The 21,568-nt window shown below is 71.3% G+C and carries 20 protein-coding genes; 16 read left to right on the plus strand and 4 right to left on the minus strand.

The features are described 5' to 3' along the window. The first annotated feature begins 56 nt into the window (after positions 1-56). The 7 genes from KXC43_RS20935 (at position 57) to KXC43_RS20965 (ending at position 8,588) form a co-directional block, all read left to right on the plus strand. A complete protein-coding gene (locus KXC43_RS20935) occupies positions 57-1,058 on the plus strand; it encodes a LacI family DNA-binding transcriptional regulator (RefSeq protein ID WP_221377786.1) in 1,002 nt (333 codons plus the stop codon). A 108-nt stretch (positions 1,059-1,166) separates the two neighbouring features. Continuing rightward, positions 1,167-2,855 carry an ABC transporter substrate-binding protein gene (locus KXC43_RS20940; protein ID WP_221377787.1) on the plus strand — a complete coding sequence of 563 codons (1,689 nt, stop codon included), beginning with the start codon at positions 1,167-1,169 and terminating at the stop codon, positions 2,853-2,855. 73 nt (positions 2,856-2,928) lie between these two features. Beyond that, positions 2,929-4,002 carry an ABC transporter ATP-binding protein gene (locus KXC43_RS20945; protein ID WP_221377788.1) on the plus strand — a complete coding sequence of 358 codons (1,074 nt, stop codon included), beginning with the start codon at positions 2,929-2,931 and terminating at the stop codon, positions 4,000-4,002. Further along, positions 3,999-4,979 carry an ABC transporter permease gene (locus tag KXC43_RS20950; RefSeq protein WP_221377789.1) on the plus strand — a complete coding sequence of 327 codons (981 nt, stop codon included), beginning with the start codon at positions 3,999-4,001 and terminating at the stop codon, positions 4,977-4,979. Before KXC43_RS20945 ends, KXC43_RS20950 begins: the two co-directional genes overlap by 4 nt. A gap of 3 nt (positions 4,980-4,982) precedes the next feature. After that, positions 4,983-6,065: an ABC transporter permease gene (locus tag KXC43_RS20955; RefSeq protein ID WP_221377790.1), complete on the plus strand. Its 1,083-nt coding sequence runs from the start codon at positions 4,983-4,985 to the stop codon at positions 6,063-6,065. A 63-nt stretch (positions 6,066-6,128) separates the two neighbouring features. After that, the gene (locus KXC43_RS20960) at positions 6,129-7,133 is read left to right on the plus strand and encodes an ABC transporter ATP-binding protein (protein WP_221377791.1); all 1,005 of its coding nucleotides are present in this window, start codon (positions 6,129-6,131) and stop codon (positions 7,131-7,133) included. Positions 7,134-7,199: 66 nt separating this feature from the next. Continuing rightward, positions 7,200-8,588, plus strand: coding sequence for a GH1 family beta-glucosidase (locus KXC43_RS20965; protein ID WP_221377792.1), 1,389 nt, complete (start codon positions 7,200-7,202; stop codon positions 8,586-8,588). 139 nt (positions 8,589-8,727) lie between these two features. On the opposite strand, the gene KXC43_RS20970 is transcribed toward KXC43_RS20965, so the two are convergent. Further along, a complete protein-coding gene (locus KXC43_RS20970; protein WP_221377793.1) occupies positions 8,728-9,966 on the minus strand; it encodes an ROK family protein in 1,239 nt (412 codons plus the stop codon). 102 nt (positions 9,967-10,068) lie between these two features. Here KXC43_RS20970 and KXC43_RS20975 point away from each other — a divergent pair, with 102 nt between their 5' ends. The 5 genes from KXC43_RS20975 to KXC43_RS20995 all read left to right on the plus strand — a co-directional run bounded on the left by KXC43_RS20975 (position 10,069) and on the right by KXC43_RS20995 (position 13,818). Continuing rightward, the gene (locus tag KXC43_RS20975; RefSeq protein WP_221377794.1) at positions 10,069-10,890 is read left to right on the plus strand and encodes a class I SAM-dependent methyltransferase; all 822 of its coding nucleotides are present in this window, start codon (positions 10,069-10,071) and stop codon (positions 10,888-10,890) included. 83 nt (positions 10,891-10,973) lie between these two features. After that, the gene (locus tag KXC43_RS20980) at positions 10,974-11,189 is read left to right on the plus strand and encodes a hypothetical protein (RefSeq protein WP_221377795.1); all 216 of its coding nucleotides are present in this window, start codon (positions 10,974-10,976) and stop codon (positions 11,187-11,189) included. 121 nt (positions 11,190-11,310) lie between these two features. Continuing rightward, entirely contained in the window at positions 11,311-11,859 is a 549-nt protein-coding gene (locus KXC43_RS20985) for a hypothetical protein (RefSeq protein WP_221377796.1), read from the plus strand. Between the two features lie 82 nt (positions 11,860-11,941). Next, complete coding sequence (locus KXC43_RS20990) at positions 11,942-12,670, plus strand: hypothetical protein (protein WP_221377797.1); 729 nt, start codon at positions 11,942-11,944, stop codon at positions 12,668-12,670. Positions 12,671-12,750: 80 nt separating this feature from the next. Further along, on the plus strand, positions 12,751-13,818 hold the full coding sequence (locus KXC43_RS20995) for an App1 family protein phosphatidate phosphatase (RefSeq protein ID WP_221377798.1): 1,068 nt from the start codon (positions 12,751-12,753) through the stop codon (positions 13,816-13,818). On the opposite strand, the gene KXC43_RS21000 is transcribed toward KXC43_RS20995, so the two are convergent. Beyond that, on the minus strand, positions 13,792-13,968 hold the full coding sequence (locus KXC43_RS21000) for a hypothetical protein (protein ID WP_221377799.1): 177 nt from the start codon (positions 13,966-13,968) through the stop codon (positions 13,792-13,794). The genes KXC43_RS20995 and KXC43_RS21000 overlap by 27 nt on opposite strands. Before the next feature lie 17 nt (positions 13,969-13,985). On the opposite strand from KXC43_RS21000, the gene KXC43_RS21005 reads away from it, so the two are divergent. The 3 genes from KXC43_RS21005 to KXC43_RS21015 are packed head-to-tail and all read left to right on the plus strand — an operon-like array spanning position 13,986 to position 17,879. Beyond that, entirely contained in the window at positions 13,986-14,648 is a 663-nt protein-coding gene (locus tag KXC43_RS21005) for a hypothetical protein (protein WP_221377800.1), read from the plus strand. Positions 14,649-14,664: 16 nt separating this feature from the next. Beyond that, positions 14,665-17,310 carry an ATP-binding protein gene (locus tag KXC43_RS21010; RefSeq protein ID WP_221377801.1) on the plus strand — a complete coding sequence of 882 codons (2,646 nt, stop codon included), beginning with the start codon at positions 14,665-14,667 and terminating at the stop codon, positions 17,308-17,310. Between the two features lie 35 nt (positions 17,311-17,345). Further along, complete coding sequence (locus KXC43_RS21015; RefSeq protein ID WP_221377802.1) at positions 17,346-17,879, plus strand: YceI family protein; 534 nt, start codon at positions 17,346-17,348, stop codon at positions 17,877-17,879. Here KXC43_RS21015 and KXC43_RS21020 read toward each other — a convergent pair. Continuing rightward, complete coding sequence (locus KXC43_RS21020) at positions 17,855-18,925, minus strand: NAD(P)/FAD-dependent oxidoreductase (protein ID WP_221377803.1); 1,071 nt, start codon at positions 18,923-18,925, stop codon at positions 17,855-17,857. The two genes, KXC43_RS21015 and KXC43_RS21020, sit on opposite strands and share 25 nt — an antisense overlap. Positions 18,926-19,025: 100 nt before the next feature. Between KXC43_RS21020 and KXC43_RS21025 the strand changes: the two genes are divergently transcribed. Further along, positions 19,026-19,859 carry a helix-turn-helix domain-containing protein gene (locus KXC43_RS21025; protein ID WP_221377804.1) on the plus strand — a complete coding sequence of 278 codons (834 nt, stop codon included), beginning with the start codon at positions 19,026-19,028 and terminating at the stop codon, positions 19,857-19,859. A gap of 58 nt (positions 19,860-19,917) precedes the next feature. Here KXC43_RS21025 and KXC43_RS21030 read toward each other — a convergent pair whose 3' ends face one another. Further along, entirely contained in the window at positions 19,918-21,411 is a 1,494-nt protein-coding gene (locus KXC43_RS21030) for a DEAD/DEAH box helicase (RefSeq protein ID WP_221377805.1), read from the minus strand. Positions 21,412-21,568: the final 157 nt, after the last annotated feature.

Genomic DNA, 21,568 nt, shown 5'->3' on the forward strand with positions numbered 1-21,568 from the left:
CCGAAACCGGTTCCGAAATCCGGCCGCAATGAAGTGGTGACACGTCAGGAGGACCAGTGCCAATCACCATCGCCGATGTGGCGGCCCGGGCGAAGGTCAGCAAGACGACCGTGTCCCGGGTGCTCAACGGCAAGGGTGAGCTGGACGAATCGACCGCCGCGCGGGTCCGTGCGGTGATCGAGGAGCTGGGCTACGTGCCGAGTTCCCGGGCCGTCGGGCTGGCTCGCGGACGCACCCGGGTGGTCGGCATGCTGGTGCCCTCGCTCACCTGGCCGTGGATCGGCGACGTCATCCAGGGCGCGGTCGACGTGCTCGAGACGGAGCGTTACGGCCTGCTGCTGTTCACCTGCAACCGCGGCGAGGAGTCGATGCGCCAGTTCGGGGCGCAGGTGTCCGCCAAGTCGTTCGACGGGCTGCTGGTCATCGAGCCCGAGGGCACCCTCGACTACATCGCCACGCTGCACCGCCGCGGCCTGCCGGTCGTGCTCATCGACGACCGAGACCAGACCTCGGGCGAGATCCCGAGCGTCGGCACCACCCAGCACGACGGCGCGGGCTCGGCCGCCCGGCACCTGCTCGAGATCGGGCGTACGAAGCCGCTCGTGATCTCCGGGCCGGAGCGCTTCGGTTGCACCCAGCAGCGCCACGCCGGCTTCGCCTCGGTCTTCGCCGAGGCCGGCCACCCGATCGCCGCCGACCGGCTGGCCCTGGGCGACTTCACGGTCGCCCTGGGCGCCGAGGCCGTGCAGGTCGCGATCAAGTCCGGGGTGGAGTTCGACTCCGTGTTCGCCCACAACGACCTCGCCGCCATCGGCGCGATGCAGGCGCTGCTCGACGCGGGCCGCCGCATCCCGCAGGACGTGGCGGTGGTCGGCTTCGACGACATACCGACCGCGGCGCACACCCAGCCGCCGCTGACGACCGTGCATCAACCCCTGCGCGAGATGGGTGAGGCCGCGGCTCGCACGCTGCTCGCCCACTTCGAGGGCACACCCCTGCCCAACCGTCCCACCATCATCCCCACCACCTTCACCACTCGACCCTCCACAGTGGCTTAAACAAGCAGCACACCCGGGGCCGGCCAGAAATCAGGGCCGGCGCCGCGATAGCGCACGCCCTCTCACCCCGATTGATACCTGATTCCGTCACCCGAGGAGATTTTCGCGATGCAGAGAAGGAAACTGTTCGCGGTCGCCGTGGCGAGCGTGCTCGCCACGGGCGGACTGGCCGCGTGCGGCGACTCGCCCAACGCCGACAACGCCAACAACGCGAACAAGTCGTCGGTCGACTTCCTCAAGATCGGCATGCCGAACGGCACGCAGACCGAGAACCACAACCCGTTCGCCGGCACGTCGTCGGCCAACGCCCTGGGTTACAAGTGGATGATCTACGAGCCGCTGACCCAGTGGAACCCGGTGCGGCCGGCCGAGCCCGCCGTCCCGTGGCTGGCCAGCGCGGTCAAGTGGGCCGACGACTACAAGTCGGCCGAGGTCACCGTGCGGGACAACGCAACCTGGTCCGACGGCCAGAAGCTCACCGCGGAAGACGTGGCCTACACGTTCAACCTGCTGAAGAGCAACGAGGCGCTGAACGTCAACGCCATCCCGTTCGACCAGATCACGGTGGCCGGCAACGTCGTGAAGGTGACGTTCAAGACGCCGCAGTTCGTCAACCAGAACAAGATCATGGCGAGCACCCCGATCGTGCCCAAGCACATCTGGGAGAAGATCAGCGACCCCGCCACGGACATCAACAAGACGCCGGTCGGCTCGGGTCCGTACACGCTGAAGTCCTTCACCCAGGCCGGCGTCACGCTGTCCGTGCGCACCGAGGGTTACTGGGGCACGGTGCCGCAGGTCAAGGAGCTGCGCTACGTCTCCTACGCCGACAACAACGCTCAGGGCACCGCGCTGGCCAACGGCGACACCGAGTGGTCGTTCGTCTTCCTGCCGAACCCGAAGGCGACGTTCATCGACAAGGACCCGGAGCACCACAAGGTGTGGGCGCCCGGCGTCCTCGGCATCCACGGCCTCTACATCAACACCACGATCAAGCCGTTCGACGACGTGAAGCTCCGTCAGGCGATGAACATGGTGATCAACCGGGCCGACATCTTCACCCAGGCCGAGGCCTCGTACTTCCACCCGGAGATCAAGAGCGTGACCGGCCTGCCGCCGGGCGCCGGTGACGCGTTCATCGCTCCGGAGTACAAGGGCAAGGAGTTCTCGAACGACGTGGCGGGCGCCAAGGCGCTGCTGCAGAGCGCCGGCTACAAGCTGAACGGCAAGGTGCTCAGCGACCCGTCCGGCAAGCCGGTCAAGATCAAGCTCAGCGACCCCGCGCCGTGGTCGGACTACCAGACCTCGCTCGAGATCATCAAGAGCAACTTCGCCGAGATCGGCATCGCGGCGACCGTCGAGAAGCCCAACCAGGACGTGTGGGACAAGAACGTGCAGACCGGCGCGTTCGAGGCCTCGATGCGGTGGACGAACGGCGGCGCCACGCCGTACGACATCTACCAGACCGTGATGGACGGCGACCTGCTCAAGCCGATCGGCACCCCGGCTCAGCAGGGTAACTTCGGTCGCTTCAAGAGCCCCGAGGCGACCGCCGCGCTGACCGCGTACAAGAACGCCACCAGCGACGAGGCCCGCACCACGGCGATGAACCAGATCCAGAAGGTCTTCGTGGAGCAGGCCCCGATGTTCCCGGTCGGCGCGGACAACGTCGGCGCTGCCTACAGCGACAAGAACTGGACCGGATGGCCGACGGACGCGGACCCGTACTCGGGTGCGCAGCCGACCCAGCCGTACGTGTCGCTGATCATCGGAAAGCTCAAGCCCGCCAACTCCTGATCGTGGACGCCGCTCCCGCCCGTGCCGCCGGGTGGGAGCGGCGCCCCGCCGTTGAGACAGAAGGAATCCCGGCATGATTCAGGACGCGAAGGCGCCCTCCGGCGAGGAGGTGGTGCTCGAGGCGATCGGCCTGACCAAGCACTTTCCCGTACGCCGCGGGCTGCGCCAGCTGTTCTCGAAGGAACGGACGGCCGTGCACGCCGTCGACGACGTGCACATCACCCTGCGGCGCGGCCGGGTGGTCGCGCTGGTCGGCGAGTCCGGCTCGGGCAAGAGCACGGTGGCCCGGCTGCTCGCCCAGCTTTATCCGCGCACGGCCGGCGACATTCAGCTGCACGGCGAGTCGATCACGGTCAAGGGCGGAAGCGCCTTCCGGGCGTACGCGGCCCGGGTCCAGATGATCTTCCAGGACCCGTTCGCCTCGCTGAACCCCGTGCACACCATCCGCTATCACCTCACCCGCGCGCTGAAGATCCACCACAACGCCGGGAAGACCGACGAGGATCTCGAGAACGCGCTGCGCGAGCTGCTCACCCGGGTCAGCCTCACCCCGCCCGAGCGCTACCTCGACAAGTTCCCGCACGAGCTCTCCGGCGGGCAGCGGCAGCGTGTCGCCATCGCCCGCGCGCTCGGCGCCGACCCCGAGGCGCTGCTGGCCGACGAGCCGGTGTCCATGTTGGACGTCTCGATCCGGCTCGGCGTGCTCAACCTGCTGCGGGACCTCAAGGAGCGGCTCAACCTGGCCATCCTGTACATCACCCACGACATCGCCTCGGCGCGCTACTTCGCCGACGACACCCTGGTGATGTACGCGGGCCGGATGGTCGAGGGCGGCGACAGCGAGACCGTCACGCAGACCCCCGCGCACCCCTACACCCGGCTGTTGATCGACTCGGCGCCCGACCCGGACCGGCTGGCCGCCGACGCCGACCCGCTGGAGGAGGACCGGGGCAACGGCGAGCCGCCGAGCCTGATCCGCCCGCCTTCGGGCTGCCGGTTCCATCCGCGCTGCCCGATGGCCATGCCGCGGTGCCAGACCGACCTGCCGATCCGCCTCGAGATCGGCGACAAGCCCGGCCACTGGGCCGCCTGCTGGCTCTACGACGAGGCCACCGTGGCCGCCCAGCAGCCGGGGGTGGCGGCGTGAGGTACTTCCTGCAGCGCATCGCGTTCTACCTGTTCACCTTGTGGGCCGCGATCACCCTGAACTTCTTCATCCCGCGGCTCGTGCCCGGCGACCCGGTGCAGTCGCTGATCGCCAAGTTCCGGGGCCAGCTCAGCACCGAGGCCATCAACTCGCTCTACGTCCTGTTCGGACTGGACGACGACAAGAGCCTGTGGACGCAGTACATCGACTACTGGAAGCAGCTGTTCCAGGGCGACCTGGGGCTGTCCTTCACCTTCTTCCCGTCGCCGGTGTCGCAGATCATCGCCGACGCGCTGCCGTGGACCGTGCTGCTGGTCGGCATCACCACGGTGATCAGCTTCCTGATCGGCACCAGCCTGGGTGTGCTGGCCGGCTGGCGGCGCGGCTCGTGGACCGACGGCCTGCTGCCGGTCACCACGTTCTTCTCGTCGGTGCCCTACTTCTGGCTCGGCATCATCGCGATCTTCCTGTTGACCGGCCCGGACAGCTTCTTCCCGTCGTCCGGCGGCTTCGACTCGGCGCTGATCCCGGCCTGGGACCAGTACTTCATCCCGAGCGCCCTGCAGCACAGCCTGCTGCCCGCGCTGACCATCCTGATCTCGTCGGTCAGCGGCTGGATCCTCAGCATGCGCAACATGATGGTGACCGTCGCGTCCGAGGACTACATCACCGTCGCGCACGCCAAGGGGCTGTCCGAGCGGCGGGTCGCGGTGAGCTACGCCGCCCGCAACGCGTTGCTGCCCAACATCTCCGGCTTCGCGCTGTCGCTCGGCTTCATCGTCGGCGGCACGCTGCTGGTCGAGATCGTCTTCTCGTACCCCGGGCTCGGGTTCATCCTGCTGCAGGCGCTCGGGGCCAAGGACTATCCGCTGATGCAGGGCATCTTCCTGGTCATCACGATCTCGGTGCTGGTGGCCAACCTGCTGGCCGACGTGGCCTACCTGCTCCTCGACCCGCGTACCCGCAAGGAGGGCTGAGCGATGACGATCCCCACCTCGAGCACCGCCCAGGTCATCCCCGGCCAAGGGGCGATGGCGGCGCCGGAGGGCGCCAAGCCGAGCAAGGCCAAGCGGCAGCGGTTCCTGTTCCTGAAGAACAAGAAGGCGGCCTTCGGCCTGCTCATCCTGGGCCTGTACGTGCTGTTCGCGATCATCGGGCCGTGGATCACGCCGTACGACCCGGACGCGCGCAGCAACGACCTGATCCAGCCGCCGTCGGCCGACCACTGGTTCGGCACCACCCACCTCGGTCAGGACGTGTTCAGCCAGGTGCTGGACGGCACCCGGCCCGTGGTGTTCGTCGGCTTCCTGGCCGGCGCCATCGCGACCGTGCTGTCCGTCATCATCGGCATCACCGCCGGCTACCTCGGCGGCAAGACCGACGACGCCCTGTCGGCGCTGTCCAACGTGTTCCTGGTGATCCCGGCCATCCCGCTGATGATCATCATTACCTCCATCCTGGACAGTGCCAGCAACCTGCTGATCGCTCTGATCATCGGTCTCACGTCGTGGTCGTGGAACGCCCGGGTGCTGCGCGCCCAGACGCTGTCGCTGCGCCGGCGTGACTACATCGAGGCGGCCCGGGCCACCGGCGAGAAGACCTGGCGCATCGTCGGCTTCGAGCTGCTGCCCAACCTCACCGCGGTGATCGCCTCCGGGTTCATCGGCACGGTCATCTTCGCGGTGCTGTCGCTGATCACCCTGGCCTTCATCGGCATCGTCTCGGCCGCCGGCTGGAACTGGGGCACGATCCTGTTCTGGGCGCAGGGTCAGCAGGCGCTCGCCCAGGGCGCGTGGTGGTGGTTCGTGCCGGCCGGTCTGGCCATCGCCTTCCTCGGCACGGCGCTGTCGCTGATCAACTTCGCGATCGACGAGTTCGTCAGCCCGCGGCTGCGCAGCGCCGGCAAGACCAAGCTCAAGACGGCCTCCGGCGGCACCGTACGCATGCGGATCGGTTTCACCCCGGTGCTGTCGAACTCGGCCGAGCCGCACACCCGGGCCTGGCCCATCCCCATCAACACGGACGGCGCGACGCCGGTGGCCCGAGAGGTGGCCGGGTCATGAGCGACTGCACCGGAGCGAGCGGAGCGGTCGTAGGGCCAGGAGGGCATGACATGGAGGCTCAGCATGGAACCCGTTCTTGAGATCCGCAACCTCAACGTCGAGTACGGCCTCGGCGACCGGGCCGTCCGCGCGGTCCGCGACGTCAACCTGACCCTGCACCGGGGCGAGGTGCTCGGCCTGGCCGGCGAGAGCGGCTCCGGCAAGTCGACCCTGGCCTACGGTCTGACCCGGCTGCTCGCCCCGCCGGGTGTGATCACCGGCGGCGAGGTGATCTATCACCCCGAGAAGGGCGACGCGTACGACGTTCTCGGCCTCTCGGACAAGGCGTTGCGCGCGTTCCGGTGGGCCGAGACGGCGATCGTGTTCCAGGGCGCGATGAACTCACTCAACCCGGTGCACAAGATCTCGACCCAGCTGACCGACGTGCTCCGGGCGCACGAGCCCAAGATGAGCGAGCACAGCCGCAACGCCCGGGCCCGCGAGATGCTCAAGCTCGTCGGCATCTCGCCCGACCGGATGGACGCGTACCCGCATCAGCTCTCGGGCGGCATGCGGCAGCGCGTCATGATCGGCATGGCGCTCATCCTGCAGCCGCAGGTCGTGATCATGGACGAGCCGACCACCGCCCTCGACGTGGTGATGCAGCGGCAGATCCTGGGCCAGCTGATCGAACTGCGCGAGCGGCTCGGCTTCTCGGTCATCTTCATCACGCACGACCTGTCCCTGCTGGTCGAGTTCTCCAACCGGATCGCCATCATGTACGGCGGCCGGATCGTCGAGGAGGCCCCGGCCGCCACGATCTACCGGGACGCTCTGCACCCGTACTCGAGGGGTCTGCTCGGCTCGTTCCCCGCCCTGCGCGGGCCGCGCCGCGAGCTGACCGGCATCCCGGGATCACCCCCCGACCTGGCCGGCATGCCCAGCGGCTGCTCGTTCCATCCCCGCTGTCCCCAGGCGTTCGAGCCGTGCGCACCGCACATCCCGGTGCTCGGCCGCCCCGGCACCCCGGACGGAGCCGCACGTTCCGTCGCGTGCTGGCTGCATCCCACGGAGCAACCCGTCGGATGAGAACGGGGGCCGGTCCGCCAACGCGGACCGGCCCCTATTTTCCTTTTACATCCCCACTGGAGTGCCATGAACCCCACCACCACCTCCGTTCCGCTCGCCACCGGGCTTCCCGCGAAATTCGTCTGGGGCGTGGCGACGGCGTCGTACCAGATCGAGGGCGCGCACGACGAGGACGGCCGCACGCCGTCCATCTGGGACACCTTCTCGCGGGTGCCCGGCGCCGTCGTCGGCGCCGACAACGGCGACGTGGCCTGCGACCACTACCACCGGATGCCCCAGGACGTCGCGCTGATGAAGGGCCTCGGCGTCGACAGCTACCGGTTCTCGGTGGCCTGGCCCCGGGTGCAGCCCGGCGGCCGCGGCCCGGTCAACCCGGCCGGTCTCGGCTTCTACGAGCGGCTCGTGGACGAGCTGCTCGAGAACGGGATCGCCCCCTGGGTCACGCTCTATCACTGGGATCTGCCGCAGGAACTGGAGGACGCGGGCGGCTGGCCCCACCGCGACACCGCCTACCGGTTCGCCGACTACGCGATGCTGGTCTTCGACGCTCTCGGCGATCGGGTGGACACGTTCACGACACTGAACGAGCCGTGGTGCTCGGCCTGGCTGGGCTACAACGTCGGCGTGCACGCGCCCGGCCGCAAGGACTTCGACGCCTCGCTCGCCGCCACCCACCACCTGCTGCTCGGCCACGGCCTGGCGACGCAGCGGATGCGGGCCGCCGAGACCCGTCCCCACAACTACGGCATCACGCTGAACATGGGCACGGCCGACCCGCACGGCGACACCGAGGCCGACCGTGACGCCGCCCGGCGGGCCGACGGCATGGGGCTGCGGCTCTATCTCGACCCGCTGCGTAAGGGCGCCTACCCGGCCGACATGGTCGAGGACCTGGCCGCCCGCGGCTCGGCGCTGCCGGTCCAGGACGGCGACCTCGAAATCATCTCGACGCCGATCGACACCCTGGGCGTCAACTTCTACTTCGGACAGGACTTCGCCGGCACCGACGAGCAGGGCCGCACCCAGGACGCGAACGGCGAGCCGATCGTGCGTTCCGTGCTTCCCGACACGGCCCGTACGGCGATGGGCTGGCCGATCACCCCGGAGCGCTTCACCCAGCTGCTGGTGCGCCTGCACCGTGACTACCCGGGCCTGCCCATGGTGATCACCGAGAACGGCGCCGCCTTCGACGACCAGCCGGACGCGACGGGCTACGTGGCCGACGACGACCGTACCGAATACCTCGCCTCCCACATCGCGGCCGTCGCGGCCGCCCGGGAGCAGGGCGCGGACGTGCGTGGCTACTTCGCGTGGTCGCTGCTCGACAACTTCGAGTGGGCCGAGGGCTACGCCAAGCGGTTCGGCATCGTGCACGTGAACTACGAGACGCAGGAGCGCACGCCCAAGCAGAGCGCGCTCTGGTTCCGCGACTCGATCGCCGCCCTGCGAGCCTGAACCCCTTACGCGTCAGCGTCGCGCCCGCTTTCTTTGCTGGAGTGCGGCTCTGACGCGTGGTTCAGCGTCGCGTTCGTTCCCCGGGCGCTGGCGCCGTGGTTCAGCGTCGCGTTCGTTCCCCGGGCGCTGGCGCCGTGGCTCAGCGTCGCGTTCGTTCCCCCGGGCGGCGCTGACGCGGGGTGAAGGCGAGCACCTGCTCGGCCTGGTCGGGCAGGGCGCCCTCGGCCAGCAGCTGCGCGATCGGCAGGGTCGCGGCGCCCATCGCCACCGCGTCGACGCCGAGCTCGCAGATGGTGATGGTGGTTTGCGCGTACGGCCGTCGCAGCGCGTGGCGAGCCGCGGCGGCCCGGATCTCGGGCAGGAACCGTGCGCCGAACACCGAACCCGTGACCCCGCCCAGGACGATCCGCTCCGGGCTGAACAGGTTGATCAGGTCGGCCAGCCCCGCGCCCAGATAGCCGGCGGTGTGCTCGAAGACCCGCGCGGCCGCCGGCGGCAGGTCGGCCGTCGCCAGCAGCCGGGGCAACAGCTCCTTCGAGTACGCCTCGCCGGTCGCGTCGGCCAGGCGCCGGGTGATCCGGTCCGACCCGATGTACGCCTCGAGGCAGCCCCGCGCCCCGCACCGGCACTCGTCGCCGTCGTACACCAGCGTGGTGTGCCCCCACTCGCCGGCGTTGCTGTTGGCCCCGCGGTAGTAACTGCGCCCGTCCATCACCACGGCTGCGCCCACACCCAGACCGGTCATGACGACGACCACGTGCCGGGCCCCGCGCCCCGCGCCGAACCACATCTCGGCCTGCCCGTGCGTCTTCGCGCCGTTCTCGACGAAGATCGGCACCTCGGTGCCGGCGCGCAGCATGTCGCCCAGCGGCACGGCGTCCCAGGCTGTCGACTGCGAGTCGACCACGCCGTCCTGCCCGACCACGCCCGGCACCCCGACGCCGAAGCCCAGCACGTCGCGCGGCGCGACCCCGGCCTCGTCGAGCACTGTGCGCAGGCCGCTCAGCAACCGGCCGGCGACCTGCTCGGGGCCGTCGTCGTGCTGCAGCGTGACCGCGGCCAGGCGAGTCATCTCGAGGTCGTACAGCTCGACCAGCACCCGGGTCTCGCCCACATCGGCGCCCACCACGTAGCGGTAGCCGGGCCGCACCCGCAGCAGCACGCGGGGGCGCCCGCCGTCCGAGCCGACCAGGCCGGCCTCCTCGACCAGCCCTTCCTCGATCATCTCGCCGATCAGGTTGCTGACGCTGGCCTGGCTCAGCGCCGTGCTCGCGGCCAGCTGCTGCCGGCTCTGCAGCCCGCCGTGGAAGAGGTCGGTGAGCAGGCTGGACCGGTTCGCCCGGCGCACATCACGCACCGTCGTACGCCTGGTCTCCAAACCCGCACCCCCGCCGTTCGACCGCGTTCCGAACTGCCATCCAACCTCAGGCGAAACCAAAAACCTAAGCCGCTGACATCGGTGAACGAATATCGTGCCCGGATGACCGACTACCGTGACGTGAACCGTGCAGCCTGGGACGATCGCGCGGCGGCGCACGCGGCTTCGTCCGACTACAAAGTGCAACGCTTCGCCGACCCCGGCCACCTGAGTGCCGTGGTCCGGTTCGACGTTCCGCTGCTGGGCGACATCTCCGGACTGCGGGGTGTGCACCTGCAGTGCCACATCGGCACGGACACGGTGTCGCTGTCCCGCCTCGGCGCCACCATGACCGGCGTCGACTTCTCGCCGAAATCCCTCGACGAGGCCCGGCGCATCGCCAAGCTGGCCGGGCAGGATGTCCGCTTCGTCCAGTCCGATGTCTACGACGCGGTCGACGCGGTCGGTGACGGTTACGACCTCGTCTACACCGGGATCGGCGCGCTGTGCTGGCTGCCCGACATCCGGAAGTGGGCCCGGACCGTGGCCGCGCTGCTGCGGCCGGGCGGCCGGCTGTTCATCCGCGAGGGGCATCCGGTGCTGTGGTCGCTCGACTACGACCGCACCGACGGGGTGCTCGCGCTGCAGGAGCCGTACTTCGAGACCGAGAAGCCGCAGGTCTACGAGGACGAGGGCAGCTATGCCGCCAAGGACACGGCCTTCACCCACAACACGACGCACGAGTGGAACCACGGCCTGGGCGAGATCGTCACCGCCGTACTGGACGCGGGCCTCACGTTGACCGGCCTGGTCGAACACAAGACCGTGCCGTGGGAGGCCCTGCCGGGTGGGCAGATGACCGAGGTGCAGGAGAACGAATGGCAGCTGATCGACCGGCCCGACCGGCTGCCGCACACCTACACGCTGCAGGCCGTGAAGGCCTGAACGAGCCGCGCTGAAGCTGTCTCGTTTAGAGGTTGAACGATTCTGGGTATCGGTGGGCATCCCCACGACACAGGAGGCCCCCAATGCGCGCAGGCTCGATCGGCGGGCTGCTTTTGATCATTTGGCTCGTGCTCGGTGGCGTCGCCGCCTACGAGCGTGGCTATTTTTCCGACACCAGCGACACCAGCTGTGCCGAGTTCAGCACGATCGCCGTCACGACGATCGCCGGCCCGCTCAACTGGATGGGCGTCAACCCGAAGGTCTCGTGCGACGTCGACGTACCGGAACCCAGTAAGTAGGAGCAACCCCTCGAAAGGCGCCGCTTGCGGCGCCTTTCGCCTGTCCGGGGGATTTCTGGGGGAACGGCCGTAACTCGGAGGAGCGCTGCGCGTTTCGGGTCGAAACGGTAAGTTGGTCGGTGTGACGGCCGTGGCGCGTGTGCTTCCCGGGTACTGGGACGGGCACCGCTTGCTGCGCTTTCTCACCGGACTGGCCATGCTCGCACTGGCCTTCGCCGCCCACCTCGCACCCGCCCACCTCTCGCCCGCCGACCCCGCCCCGGCGTCGGCTGTGGTCGCCGCGCAGCCCGAGCCGGCAGCGGCTTCGGCTATCGCCGTCGCGCCGAGCGATTCAGGAGCGGTTCGGGCCGCCGCGCAGAGCGAGTCGGGAGCGGTTCGGGCCGTCGCGCAGAGCGAGTCGGGAGCGGTTCGGGCCGCCGCGCAGAGCGAGCCGGCTCCCGTACCAGTGTCGGCTGTTGCCGCCGCGCAGACCGAATCGGCGCCTGCCGAGGCGGCCGCAGGCGTCGAGTCGCTGAGCAGCCCGCGCGGGTTGTCGGCGCACTGGGTGATGCTGGCTGTGGCGGCGCCGATGGCTCCGGCGGTGGCGCTGCTGACCACGGTCGCGGCGATGATCGTGCTCTCCGCCTTCCGGGTGCGCGCCTACGCCGTACGCGGACCGCCTTTTCTCTGAAGCTCTGCTACCGCATCCCGTTCGCGGCCCAGGAGCCGCTTCTCTCCGCATGATCTTCGGGTAGAGCCCATGTGAGGTTGCGATGGAATCCGCTGTGCACAGCTTCTTCGTCTCCCTTCCCTACGCCGCAGCGTTGTGGGTCGTCATCCTGCTCGCTGTCGCCCTGGCCGGGGCCCTGGTGTCCCTGCCGATCAAGGCGCCCGCGCCGCCGCTGACCGGGCCCCAGGCCGACGCCCTCCGCTTTGCCGGCGAGGTCGCCGTCGCAGCTGAACGTGCCGCGGCCACCGCCGACCGCCTGCGCGCCGAATGGGCCACCGCGCAGGAACAGGTGGACGCGGCCTGGCTGGCCTACGACGAGGCCGATCGCCAGGCCCGCGAGGGGGCCCGGGCCGCCGCCTTCCCCCTGATGAGCCGCCGCCGCAAACCGGGCGAGAACGCCGACCGCCAGCGCTGGTTGCACAGTGCGGCCACCGCAGCCTGCCGCCGCCGCGAGATCTCGATCGAGCAGCTCAACGACGTGCTCGCGCACCGGGGCTGGAACCCGCGGCTGCACCCGGTGGTGCAGGAAGGGCTGCTGCGCAACGCCGTCCGCGCCCACCGCCTGTCGCAGTACGAGAACGCCCAGAAGCAGGAGCAGGCGGCCTGGCACGAGTCCGAACTGGCCGCCGAGGCGCTGCGCAGCCTGCGGGCCGAGGCTGCCGCGGCGCTGGTGCGCGCGGGCGTCGCGGGCCGGGTCGTCGCCGACGATCAATGGTTCGCCGACCAGTGGGCGACGACCGAGATGCCGGCCATGGCGAAAGCTGTCGCCTGAACGTCGTGTTTGGAGCGGGGACCGTTCGCCCGCGGTTGTCAGGTTGTCCGGGTACCGTAACCGGGCAGGATGACCGCCGAATGAGGAAATCAGGGGGCCAGAGCGTGGCATCAACTCCGGCGGGCGGGCAGGCGCCCGTGGTCAGGATGCACCGGGCCGCGCGGGTGGAGGACGCCTTCCACGAGATCATCGAGCGCCGCCTGCGCAACCGGGGCTGGCGTCCGGTGATCACCGCGTACACGGGATACGGCGCGCCCGGCTGGGCGCGCGTCATGGGGCGGGTCGTGCTGACGCGGGGCACACGCACGGCCAAGCAGCTGGAGAAGGTGCGCGGCTGGCGCAGCTTCACCAACTCACCGGTCAACAACGCCGTCGTGAAGATCCAGATCGGCGACAGCATCACCGAGACCCGCACCGACCGCAGCGGCTACATCGACACCCGGGTCAAGGGTGACCTCGAGCCCGGCTGGGGCAGCGTGCGGCTGTTCACCGAGGGCGCGGCCCCGGCCGAGGCGCCGATCCGCGTGCTCGACCCGGAATGCCGCTTCGGCCTCATCTCCGACATCGACGACACGGTCATGGTCACCGCTCTGCCGCGTCCGCTGCTCGCGGCGTGGAACACGTTCGTGCTCGACGAGCACGCGCGCATGGCGGTGCCCGGCATGGCCGTGCTCTACGAGCGGCTGGTCACGGCGAACGCGACCGCTCCGGTCTTCTATCTGTCGACCGGCGCCTGGAACGTGGCCCCCACGCTGACCCGCTTCCTGTCCCGCCACCTCTACCCGGCGGGCCCGCTGCTGCTCACCGATTGGGGTCCGACGCCCGACCGGTGGTTCCGCAGCGGTCAGGAACACAAGCGCTCGACGCTCCAGCGGCTCTCCCGTGAGTTCCCGAAGATCCGCTGGCTGCTGATCGGCGACGACGGGCAGCACGACCAGGAGATCTACTCCGAGTTCGCGCACGCTCACCCGGACAACGTGGCCGCAGTCGCGATCCGGCAGCTGTCACCCACCCAGTCGGTGCTGGCGGGCGCGATCCCCGGTCCGTCCGGCGACCCCGAGGCGGTGGGCTCCGGCGGCAAGACCTGGTTCTCGGCGCCCGACGGGGCCGGCTTGTGGTCGCTACTCCGCGATACTGATGTCGTCTGATTCGGCCGCCTCGGCGACCCGCTGGTGCAACCGGTCGCGGATCTCGTCGGGGGTGTACTGCCGGCGCTTGCGCTCGGCCCGGGCCACCACCGCCCCGGTCGCCGCGACGCCCGCCAGGCCGGCCAATCCCACTACTTTCCACCAACGCATTACCTGAGGATAGACACGTGGACGCCGCCTTAAGCCTCGATGAGGCCATCGACCTGACCCGGACGGGCGACATCTGGATCTTCCGCGGGCGCACCGGCGCCGATCGCGCGATCCAGACGCTGACCAACAGCCCGGTCAACCACGTCGGCATGTCGATCGTCGTCGAGGACATGCCGCCACTCATGTGGCATGCCGAGCTGGGCCGCTCGTTGCCCGACCTGTGGTCGGGGACGTTCCAGCGCGGCGTCCAGCTGCACGACCTGCGCGACGCGGTGACCGTCTGGGGCCTCCGCTACGGTCAGCGCGGCTGGCTGCGCCAGCTCGAGCCCGGCGTCGACCAGGCGATGGAAGACAGAGCCCTCAAGACTGTGGCCCGCCTCGACGGCACGCCCTTCCCGTCCTCGGCCCAGCTCGCCTGGCGGTGGGTCCGCGGCCGGGTGCCGCAGATCCGGCCGCGGTGGCGGGTGCGCGGCGGCAAGGGCCCGGCCACCGACGCCGCGCTCGAGACCGCGTACTGCGCCGAGGTCGTCGCCGTCACCTATGAGGACATGGGTCTGCTGCCGCGTGGCCGGCAGCCCAACTGGTACGACCCGGGCCGCTTCTGGAGCGGCGACGACCTCGAACTCTGCGACGGATTCACCCTCTCGAACGAGATCGAGGTGGACATCCCGTCCACCTAGGGGCCACGTTGTCCCCATGGGTTCGCGGTTGGTGGGCCGGGTGGCCGAGGTGGTCGCCCTCGACCGGTTGCGCGCCTCGGCCGAACAGGGCGCGGGCGGGGTGGCGCTGCTGGTCGGCGAGGCCGGCATCGGCAAGACGGCCGTGGTCGAGGAGGCGGTGTCCCGGGCCGTCGCGGCCGGGGTCACGGTGCTCACCGGCCGGGCCGACCCCGACGAGGGCGCGCCGAGCTTCTGGCCGTGGATCAGCCTGCTGAGCACCGCCCCGCGATTGCTGTCGCCGCGGCTGTTGACGCTGGCCGACGAGGGGGAGCCGGTTGCGGCGGCGCGGTTCCGGGCGATCCGGGCGACGATCACGGCGCTCAACGCGGTCGCCGAGAAGCAGCCGCTCATGCTCGTCCTGGAGGATCTGCACTGGGCCGACGAGGCGTCGTCGGCGCTGCTGGCCGCCCTGGCCCGCGAGATCGGCACGGCCCGCATCGTGGTGCTCGGCACGAGCCGCAATCCGATCGCCCTACCCGGCGGCAGCACCATCGAGACGCTGGCGATCGGACCCTGGGCGCAGGCGGCGGTCGCCGACTATCTCGCGGCCCACGCGTCCGCGGTCCATCCGAGCTGGGCCGGTGTCGTGCACCGGCTCGGTGGGGGCAACCCGCTCTACACCCGCGAGCTGACCCGCCTGCTGATCCGCGAGGGCCGGCTGGCCGCACCCGCGGGCAAGGTGGATCTGCCGGACGGCCTGCGGTCCGTCATCGCCCGGCGCACGGCTCAGCTGTCGGCTGCCTGCGGGCACATGCTCGGGGTGGCGGCTGCGTACGGGTCCGAGATCGACGTCTCCGTCCTGGAACGGGTCGTCGCGGTGGAGCCGTTGACCGAGGCCGTGGCGGCCGGGGTGCTCGTCGACGACCCGTGGGCGCCGTCCCGGGTCCGCTTCGTCCACGAGCTCGTGCGTCAGGCGCTCTACGACGCTCTCGGCCGGGACGAGCGGATCCGTGCCCACGCGGCGATCGCGACGGCCCTGCAGGAGCACGGCGCTCCGGTCGCGGAGGTCGCCCGTCATCGCGTACGGGCCGCGGCTGACCCCGCATCACGCCGAGCGGCCGTCGAGGCCTGCACAACGGCGGCCCGCGCCGCGACGAGGGCGCTCGACCACGCCGAGGCCGTCCGCTGGTTCGGTCACGCCCTCGCCAGCGCGCCCGGCGACGCTGCGCTGCGTCTGGAGCGGGCCGGGGCGGCGTACCGGAACGGGCAGCTGGACGTGGCCCGGGCCGACTGCGAGGCGGTGGTCGACGAGGTCGGCGCCCCGGCGGCACTGGTCATCCGCGGGTTCGGCGGCCCGCTCGGCCCGGCCCTGCTGCGGCTGTGCGAACGTGCCCTCGCGCACGACCTGACCGACGGCGACCGGGCCATGGTGCTGGCCCAGTACGCGTTCCTGCTGGCCGAGGACCGCGATCCGGAGCGTGCGGGCCGGATCAGCCGCGAGGCGATGGTCCTGGCCGAGGCTTCCGGGCGGCCGGACGCGCTGGTGGCGGCCGTGCACGCCCGGCACGAGACGATCGACCCCGCCGACGACCTGGACGAGGTGCTCGACCTGGCCCGGCGCAGCTGCGAGCTGGCCGGGCCGAGCGCGCAACCCGACGCCGAGCTGTGGGGGCGCACCTGGCGGCTGGACGCCTGCCTGGCCCGGGGCGATCTGGCCGGGTACGACGCCGAGACCAACCGGCTGGCCGGGCTGGCCGACCGCCTGGGGTGGCCGGTGGCCCACTGGCATCTGCTGCGCGCGCGAGCCGCCCGCGCCCTGGTCGCGGGCCGCCTCGACTCGGCCCGCGAACTGGCCGAACAGGCGCTCGAGGTGGCCGCCCGATCGCAGGACGCCTCGGCCCCGTACCTGTATCTGGCCTTCCTCAGCGGCCTGGCCGAGTTCACCGGCGACTACACCTGGGTCGGCGAGACCGGGTTGGACAGCGAACAGCAGCCGATCGCCCTGGCCCAGCTGGGTCTGATCGCGATGGGACGCGGAGACCGTGACGGCGGGCTGACCGCGGCCCGGCGGCTGCGGGGCGTGCTGCCCCGGCTTCCGGCGGACGGGCGGCGGACCTTCGTCACGGTGGTCACCGGCGAGCTGGCGGCCTGGGTGGGCGAGCACGAGCTCGCGGCCGAGTGTTACGCCCGGATGGCGTCGCGGGCCGGGATCTACCTGAATTCCATGTCGAGCTGCCACGGCGCGGTCTCGCGGGTGCTGGGGACGATCGCGGCCACGCTCGGCCGGCCCGAGGCTTCGCGGCATCTGGCCGAGGCGGTGGCCATGGAGGAGCGGATCGGCGCGCCCGGCTATCTGGCCCGGGCCCAGATCGCGTACGCCGGGCATCTGCGCACCATCGACCCGCACCGCAGCCGGGAGCTGGCGACGGCAGCGCTCGCGACGTCCCGCCGGCTCGGCATGCCCGTTGTGGCCAAGGCCGCCGCCGAGCTGGCCCGGGACGACCTCACCGCCCGCGAACGCGAGATCGCCGCGCTGGTCGCCGGAGGACTGTCCAATCGGGCCGTCGCCGAGCGGCTGGTGCTCTCGGAGCGAACGGTCGAGACCCACGTCCGCAACATCCTGAGCAAGCTCGGCCTGTCCAACCGGGCCGGATTACGTGGTGCTTCTCAGTACCGGCACTGAGGTGGCCGGGTGCGCGCGAGCCCAGTCTGGTGAGCATGACGACCAACGTGCGAGTCACCGTGCTCCCGGGCACCTACACGATCGACGCCGAGCGTTCCACGTGCCGGCTCACCGCGACCCACGTCTTCGGCCTCAAGCCGGTGGCGGCCACCGTCGACCTGCGCGGCGGCACGATCACCGTGGCCGCCGACCCGGCTGCCTCCAGCGCCTCGGCCGTGCTCGACGCGGCCAGCTTCCGCAGCGACGACCACCGCCGCAACAAGGACATCACCGGAAAGAAGTTCCTCGACGCCGCCCAGCATCCGGTGATCGCGTTCCGCAGCACCGGCTGCCGCCGCGCCGGGGCGGGCTGGCTGCTCGACGGCGTCCTGCGCGTTCGCGGCCAGGACAGCGACGTGACGCTCACCCTGGAGCGGGCCGAGCCCACCGAGGGCGGCTGCCACGTCGTCGCCTCGGGTGTGGTCGACCGGGTGGCGGCCGGAGTCACCACCGGCCGGGCGATCATCGCCCGGCCCGTGGCGATCAGCCTGGACCTGTACGCCGGTCAGGCGCCCAGCTTCGCCCGATAGTGGTCGAGGAAGGTGCCCTTGAACTGAGCGGTCTCCGCGGCCCCGAACATGCCGAACTCGGGGGCGTACCCGGCGCCCCCGGCCGGGCCCAGAGTGAGAATCATCCCGTCCGGGAACGGCTCGTACGCGGTGAGCGGCCCGCCCCCGATCAGGGCCCGGATGTTGGCCGCTACCACCTCGGCCTGGGCGTCGGCGGCGCGGCCGGTCTTCAGCTCCGGGGTGCCGTTCAGATCGCCGACCGCGAAGACCCGCTCGTGTCCGGTCACCCGGAGGTGCTCGGTGACCGCCAGCCGGCCGTCGGGCCGTCGGGCCGCGGCCAGCTCGGCGCCGAGGTAGGAGCTCGGCACCTCGCTGCCGTAGCAGGGGAACCACAGGTCGGCTGCGAGCACCTCGCCGTCGCCAGTCGTCACCGTGAACGGGCGCACCGTCCCGGCCGGGATGCCGGGCGGGGTGTCGAGCTTGGTGCCGAGCAGGACCCGTACGCCGAGCTCGTCCAACTGCCGGGCCAGCTCGGAGCGGAGCTCGTCGGGGAACCGGCCGCCGAGCAGCTCGGGCGCCGGGTCGACGACGGTCACCGGCCGGCCCGGCCAGGCGGCCGCGATCTCCCCGGCGAACTCGAGGCCGATCGCCCCGGCCCCGAGCAGCAGCACACTGGAGGCACGGGCGAGCGAGTCGTGCAGATCGAGGAGCCGCTGAGCCGCCGCGTTGCGGTCGGCGCCCTCGGTGCGGCTCGGGAACGGGCCGGTCGAGCCGGTGGCGAGCACGACGTAGTCGGCCTCCAGCCGCGGGCCGGAAGCCAGCTCGACCGATTCGGGCCCGACCCGCACGGCGGTGTCGCGGATCACCCGTCCGTGGGTCAGCAGACCGTCGTACGGAATGAAGATCTTCTCGATCCAGGCCGGGTCGGCCACCGCCCGCAGCTGGGCGACGTGGTGCACGAACGCTTCCTTCGGCTCCACCAGCGTCACATCGGCGATGTCATCCAGGGCGCGGGCGACCACGACGCCGCCGTAGCCGCCGCCCACCACCACTACTTTTGTCGTCATGCCCCGACCCTGCGGCGGCCGGCGGCTCGCAGGGAGACCGTGCTCAGGGTGGTAGCGGCGGGGACACCTTGGCCGCCCGGAACGTCGTTACAGTCGATCCGTGGGCGACAACGAGCTGGGCACTTTCCTGCGGACGCGCCGGGGCGAGGTGACGCCGGCCGAGGTCGGGCTGCCACCGGGCACCCGGCGGCGCACCCCGGGCCTGCGCCGCGCCGAGGTGGCCATGCTGGCCGGGGTCAGCGTGGAATACCTGATCCGCCTCGAGCAGGGCCGCGATCGGCACCCGTCGGCGCAGGTGCTGGCCGCCCTGGCCGGCCCGCTGCGACTCACCGCGGCCGAGCGCGCCCACCTGCACCGGCTCACCAAGAATTCCGGCACGAGCTGCGTGGGCCTCGCCCAGGAACCGGTGCGAACCGTGCGCCCGGGGCTTCAGGCGGTGCTCGACAACCTGGAGCCGGCGGCTGCGATGGTGGTCAACCAGGTCGGTGACGTGCTGGCCTGGACGACCGGCTTCCGCCGCCTGGCCGGCCCGATCGGGTTGCTCGACGGCGAGGCGCCGAACCTCAACCGGTACGTCTTTGCCGACCCACGCTCCCGGGCGGCCTACCCGGACTGGGCCCACGTGGCCGATCAACAGGTCGCGGCCCTCAAAGACGGCCCGCCCCGGCCCGATTTCGCCGACGAGCTGACCGCCCTGGCCGGGACGGAGTTCACGGAGCGGGCCGAGCGGGTGCCCGGCCTGCCCCGGGCTCACGGCGTGCTGCGCCTGGAACATCCCGGCGCCGGATCGTTGCGGATGACCTACGAGATCCTGGCGGTGCCCGGCGACACCGGGCTGCGACTGGTGATCCAGCTGCCGGCCGACGAGGCCACCGCCGGGGCGCTGCGGGCGATCGCGCGGCTGAGGTTGGTCGCCTCCGGGCCGGGTGGGTGACCACTGAAAAGGGCGCTGCCGGTCAACGGCAGCGCCCTTTTTTCAGCTCAGAAGCGTGTCATCGGCCCGAACGGCTGCCGCCCACGCGGGTGCCCGACGAGAAGGCAGCGGCGCCGCCACTGCGGGACTGCGTCGTGTGCACCGGCGTCGAACCCGTGCGCGCCTGACCCGAGCGCCCCTGGCCCGTGCGTGCCTGGCCCGTGCGCGCCTGGCCCGAGCGGGGCTGGCCCGATCCGCCGCGACGGCGTCCGCCGCCGGTGTTCTGCTCCGGCACGGCCGCCTCGGCCGGCCGGGCCGGACCACGGCCGCGGCCCGTCCGGCGGGCGGCTCCGGTGCGCGGCGCGCCGCCGGCGGTGGCCACCGGGGCGGGCGCGGCCGTCGGCGCGACGAATGTGCGTTCGCCCGGGGCCAGCTCGGCCAGCAGCGGGTCGCCGGGGCGGGTGCGGCTGGTCTTGGGCCGGACGCCGGCCTTGCGGGTGAGGTCACGCACCTCGGACTGCTGGTCGTCGGTCATCAGCGTGATCACCGTGCCCGCCGCGCCGGCCCGGGCCGTACGGCCGGAGCGGTGCAGGTAGGCCTTGTGCTCGACCGGCGGGTCGGCGTGGATGACCAGGGCGACGTCGTCGACGTGGATGCCGCGGGCCGCGATGTCGGTCGCCACCAGGGTGCCGGCGGTGCCCTCGGAGAACGCCGCCATGTTGCGGTTGCGCGCGTTCTGGGCGAGGTTGCCGTGCAGCTCGACCGCGGGCACCCCGGCCTGGACCAGCTGCCGGGTCAGCACCTTGGCCCGTCGCTTGGTGCGGGTGAAGACGACCGAGCGGCCCGGGGCCGACAGCAGATCGACCAGCACCGGGAAGCGGTCGTCGCCGCGGACGTGCAGGACGTGGTGCGACATCTCGATCGGGGCCTCGGTGGCCGAGTCGACCGAGTGCGTGACCGGCTTGTGCAGGAACCGCTTGACCAGCACGTCGACGCCGTTGTCGAGGGTCGCCGAGAACAGCATCCGCTGGCCCTCGCGCGGGGTCTGGTCCATCAGCCGGCGGACCACCGGCAGGAAGCCGAGGTCGGCCATGTGGTCGGCCTCGTCGAGCACGGTGATCTCGATGGCGTCGAGCGAGGCGTGCCCGTTGCGCAGGTGGTCGTCGAGCCGGCCGGGGCAGGCGACGAGCACGTCGACGCCGGCCTTGAGGCCCTTGATCTGCGGGTTGGCGCCGACACCGCCGAAGACGGTGAGGGTGCGCAGGCCGAGCTTGGCCGCCAGGGGCGCCAGCGTGGCGTCGATCTGGGTGGCCAGCTCGCGGGTCGGCGCCAGGATCAGCGCGCGCGGGCGGCCCGGGCGGCGCGGCGACTTCGAGGCGGCCAGGCGGGCCAGTACGGGCAGCGCGAACGCGTACGTCTTGCCGGAGCCGGTGCGGCCCCGGCCGAGCACGTCCCGGCCGGCCAGCGAGTCGGGCAGCGTGGCGGCCTGGATGGGGAACGGGGTGGTGATGCCGAGTTCGGCGAGGGCCGTGGACAGCACGGCGGGCACGCCGAAATCGGTGAAGGTGGTCATGTAGCGGGAACTCCCAAAGTATCGAAAGGGTCGTCCTGCCCGGCGCAGACTTTGTTCTCAGTCGCGGCGCGTGGTGGTCGATCCGAAGGACCGTCTTAGGCCGGTCCGGCAGGCGGCCCGAGGCAAGACTGGGCGGGCCGCGTGATCAAGCATACCT

Origin of the sequence: Paractinoplanes polyasparticus (genome assembly GCF_019710575.1) — a bacterium.
GTDB classification, from domain to species: domain Bacteria; phylum Actinomycetota; class Actinomycetes; order Mycobacteriales; family Micromonosporaceae; genus Actinoplanes; species Actinoplanes polyasparticus.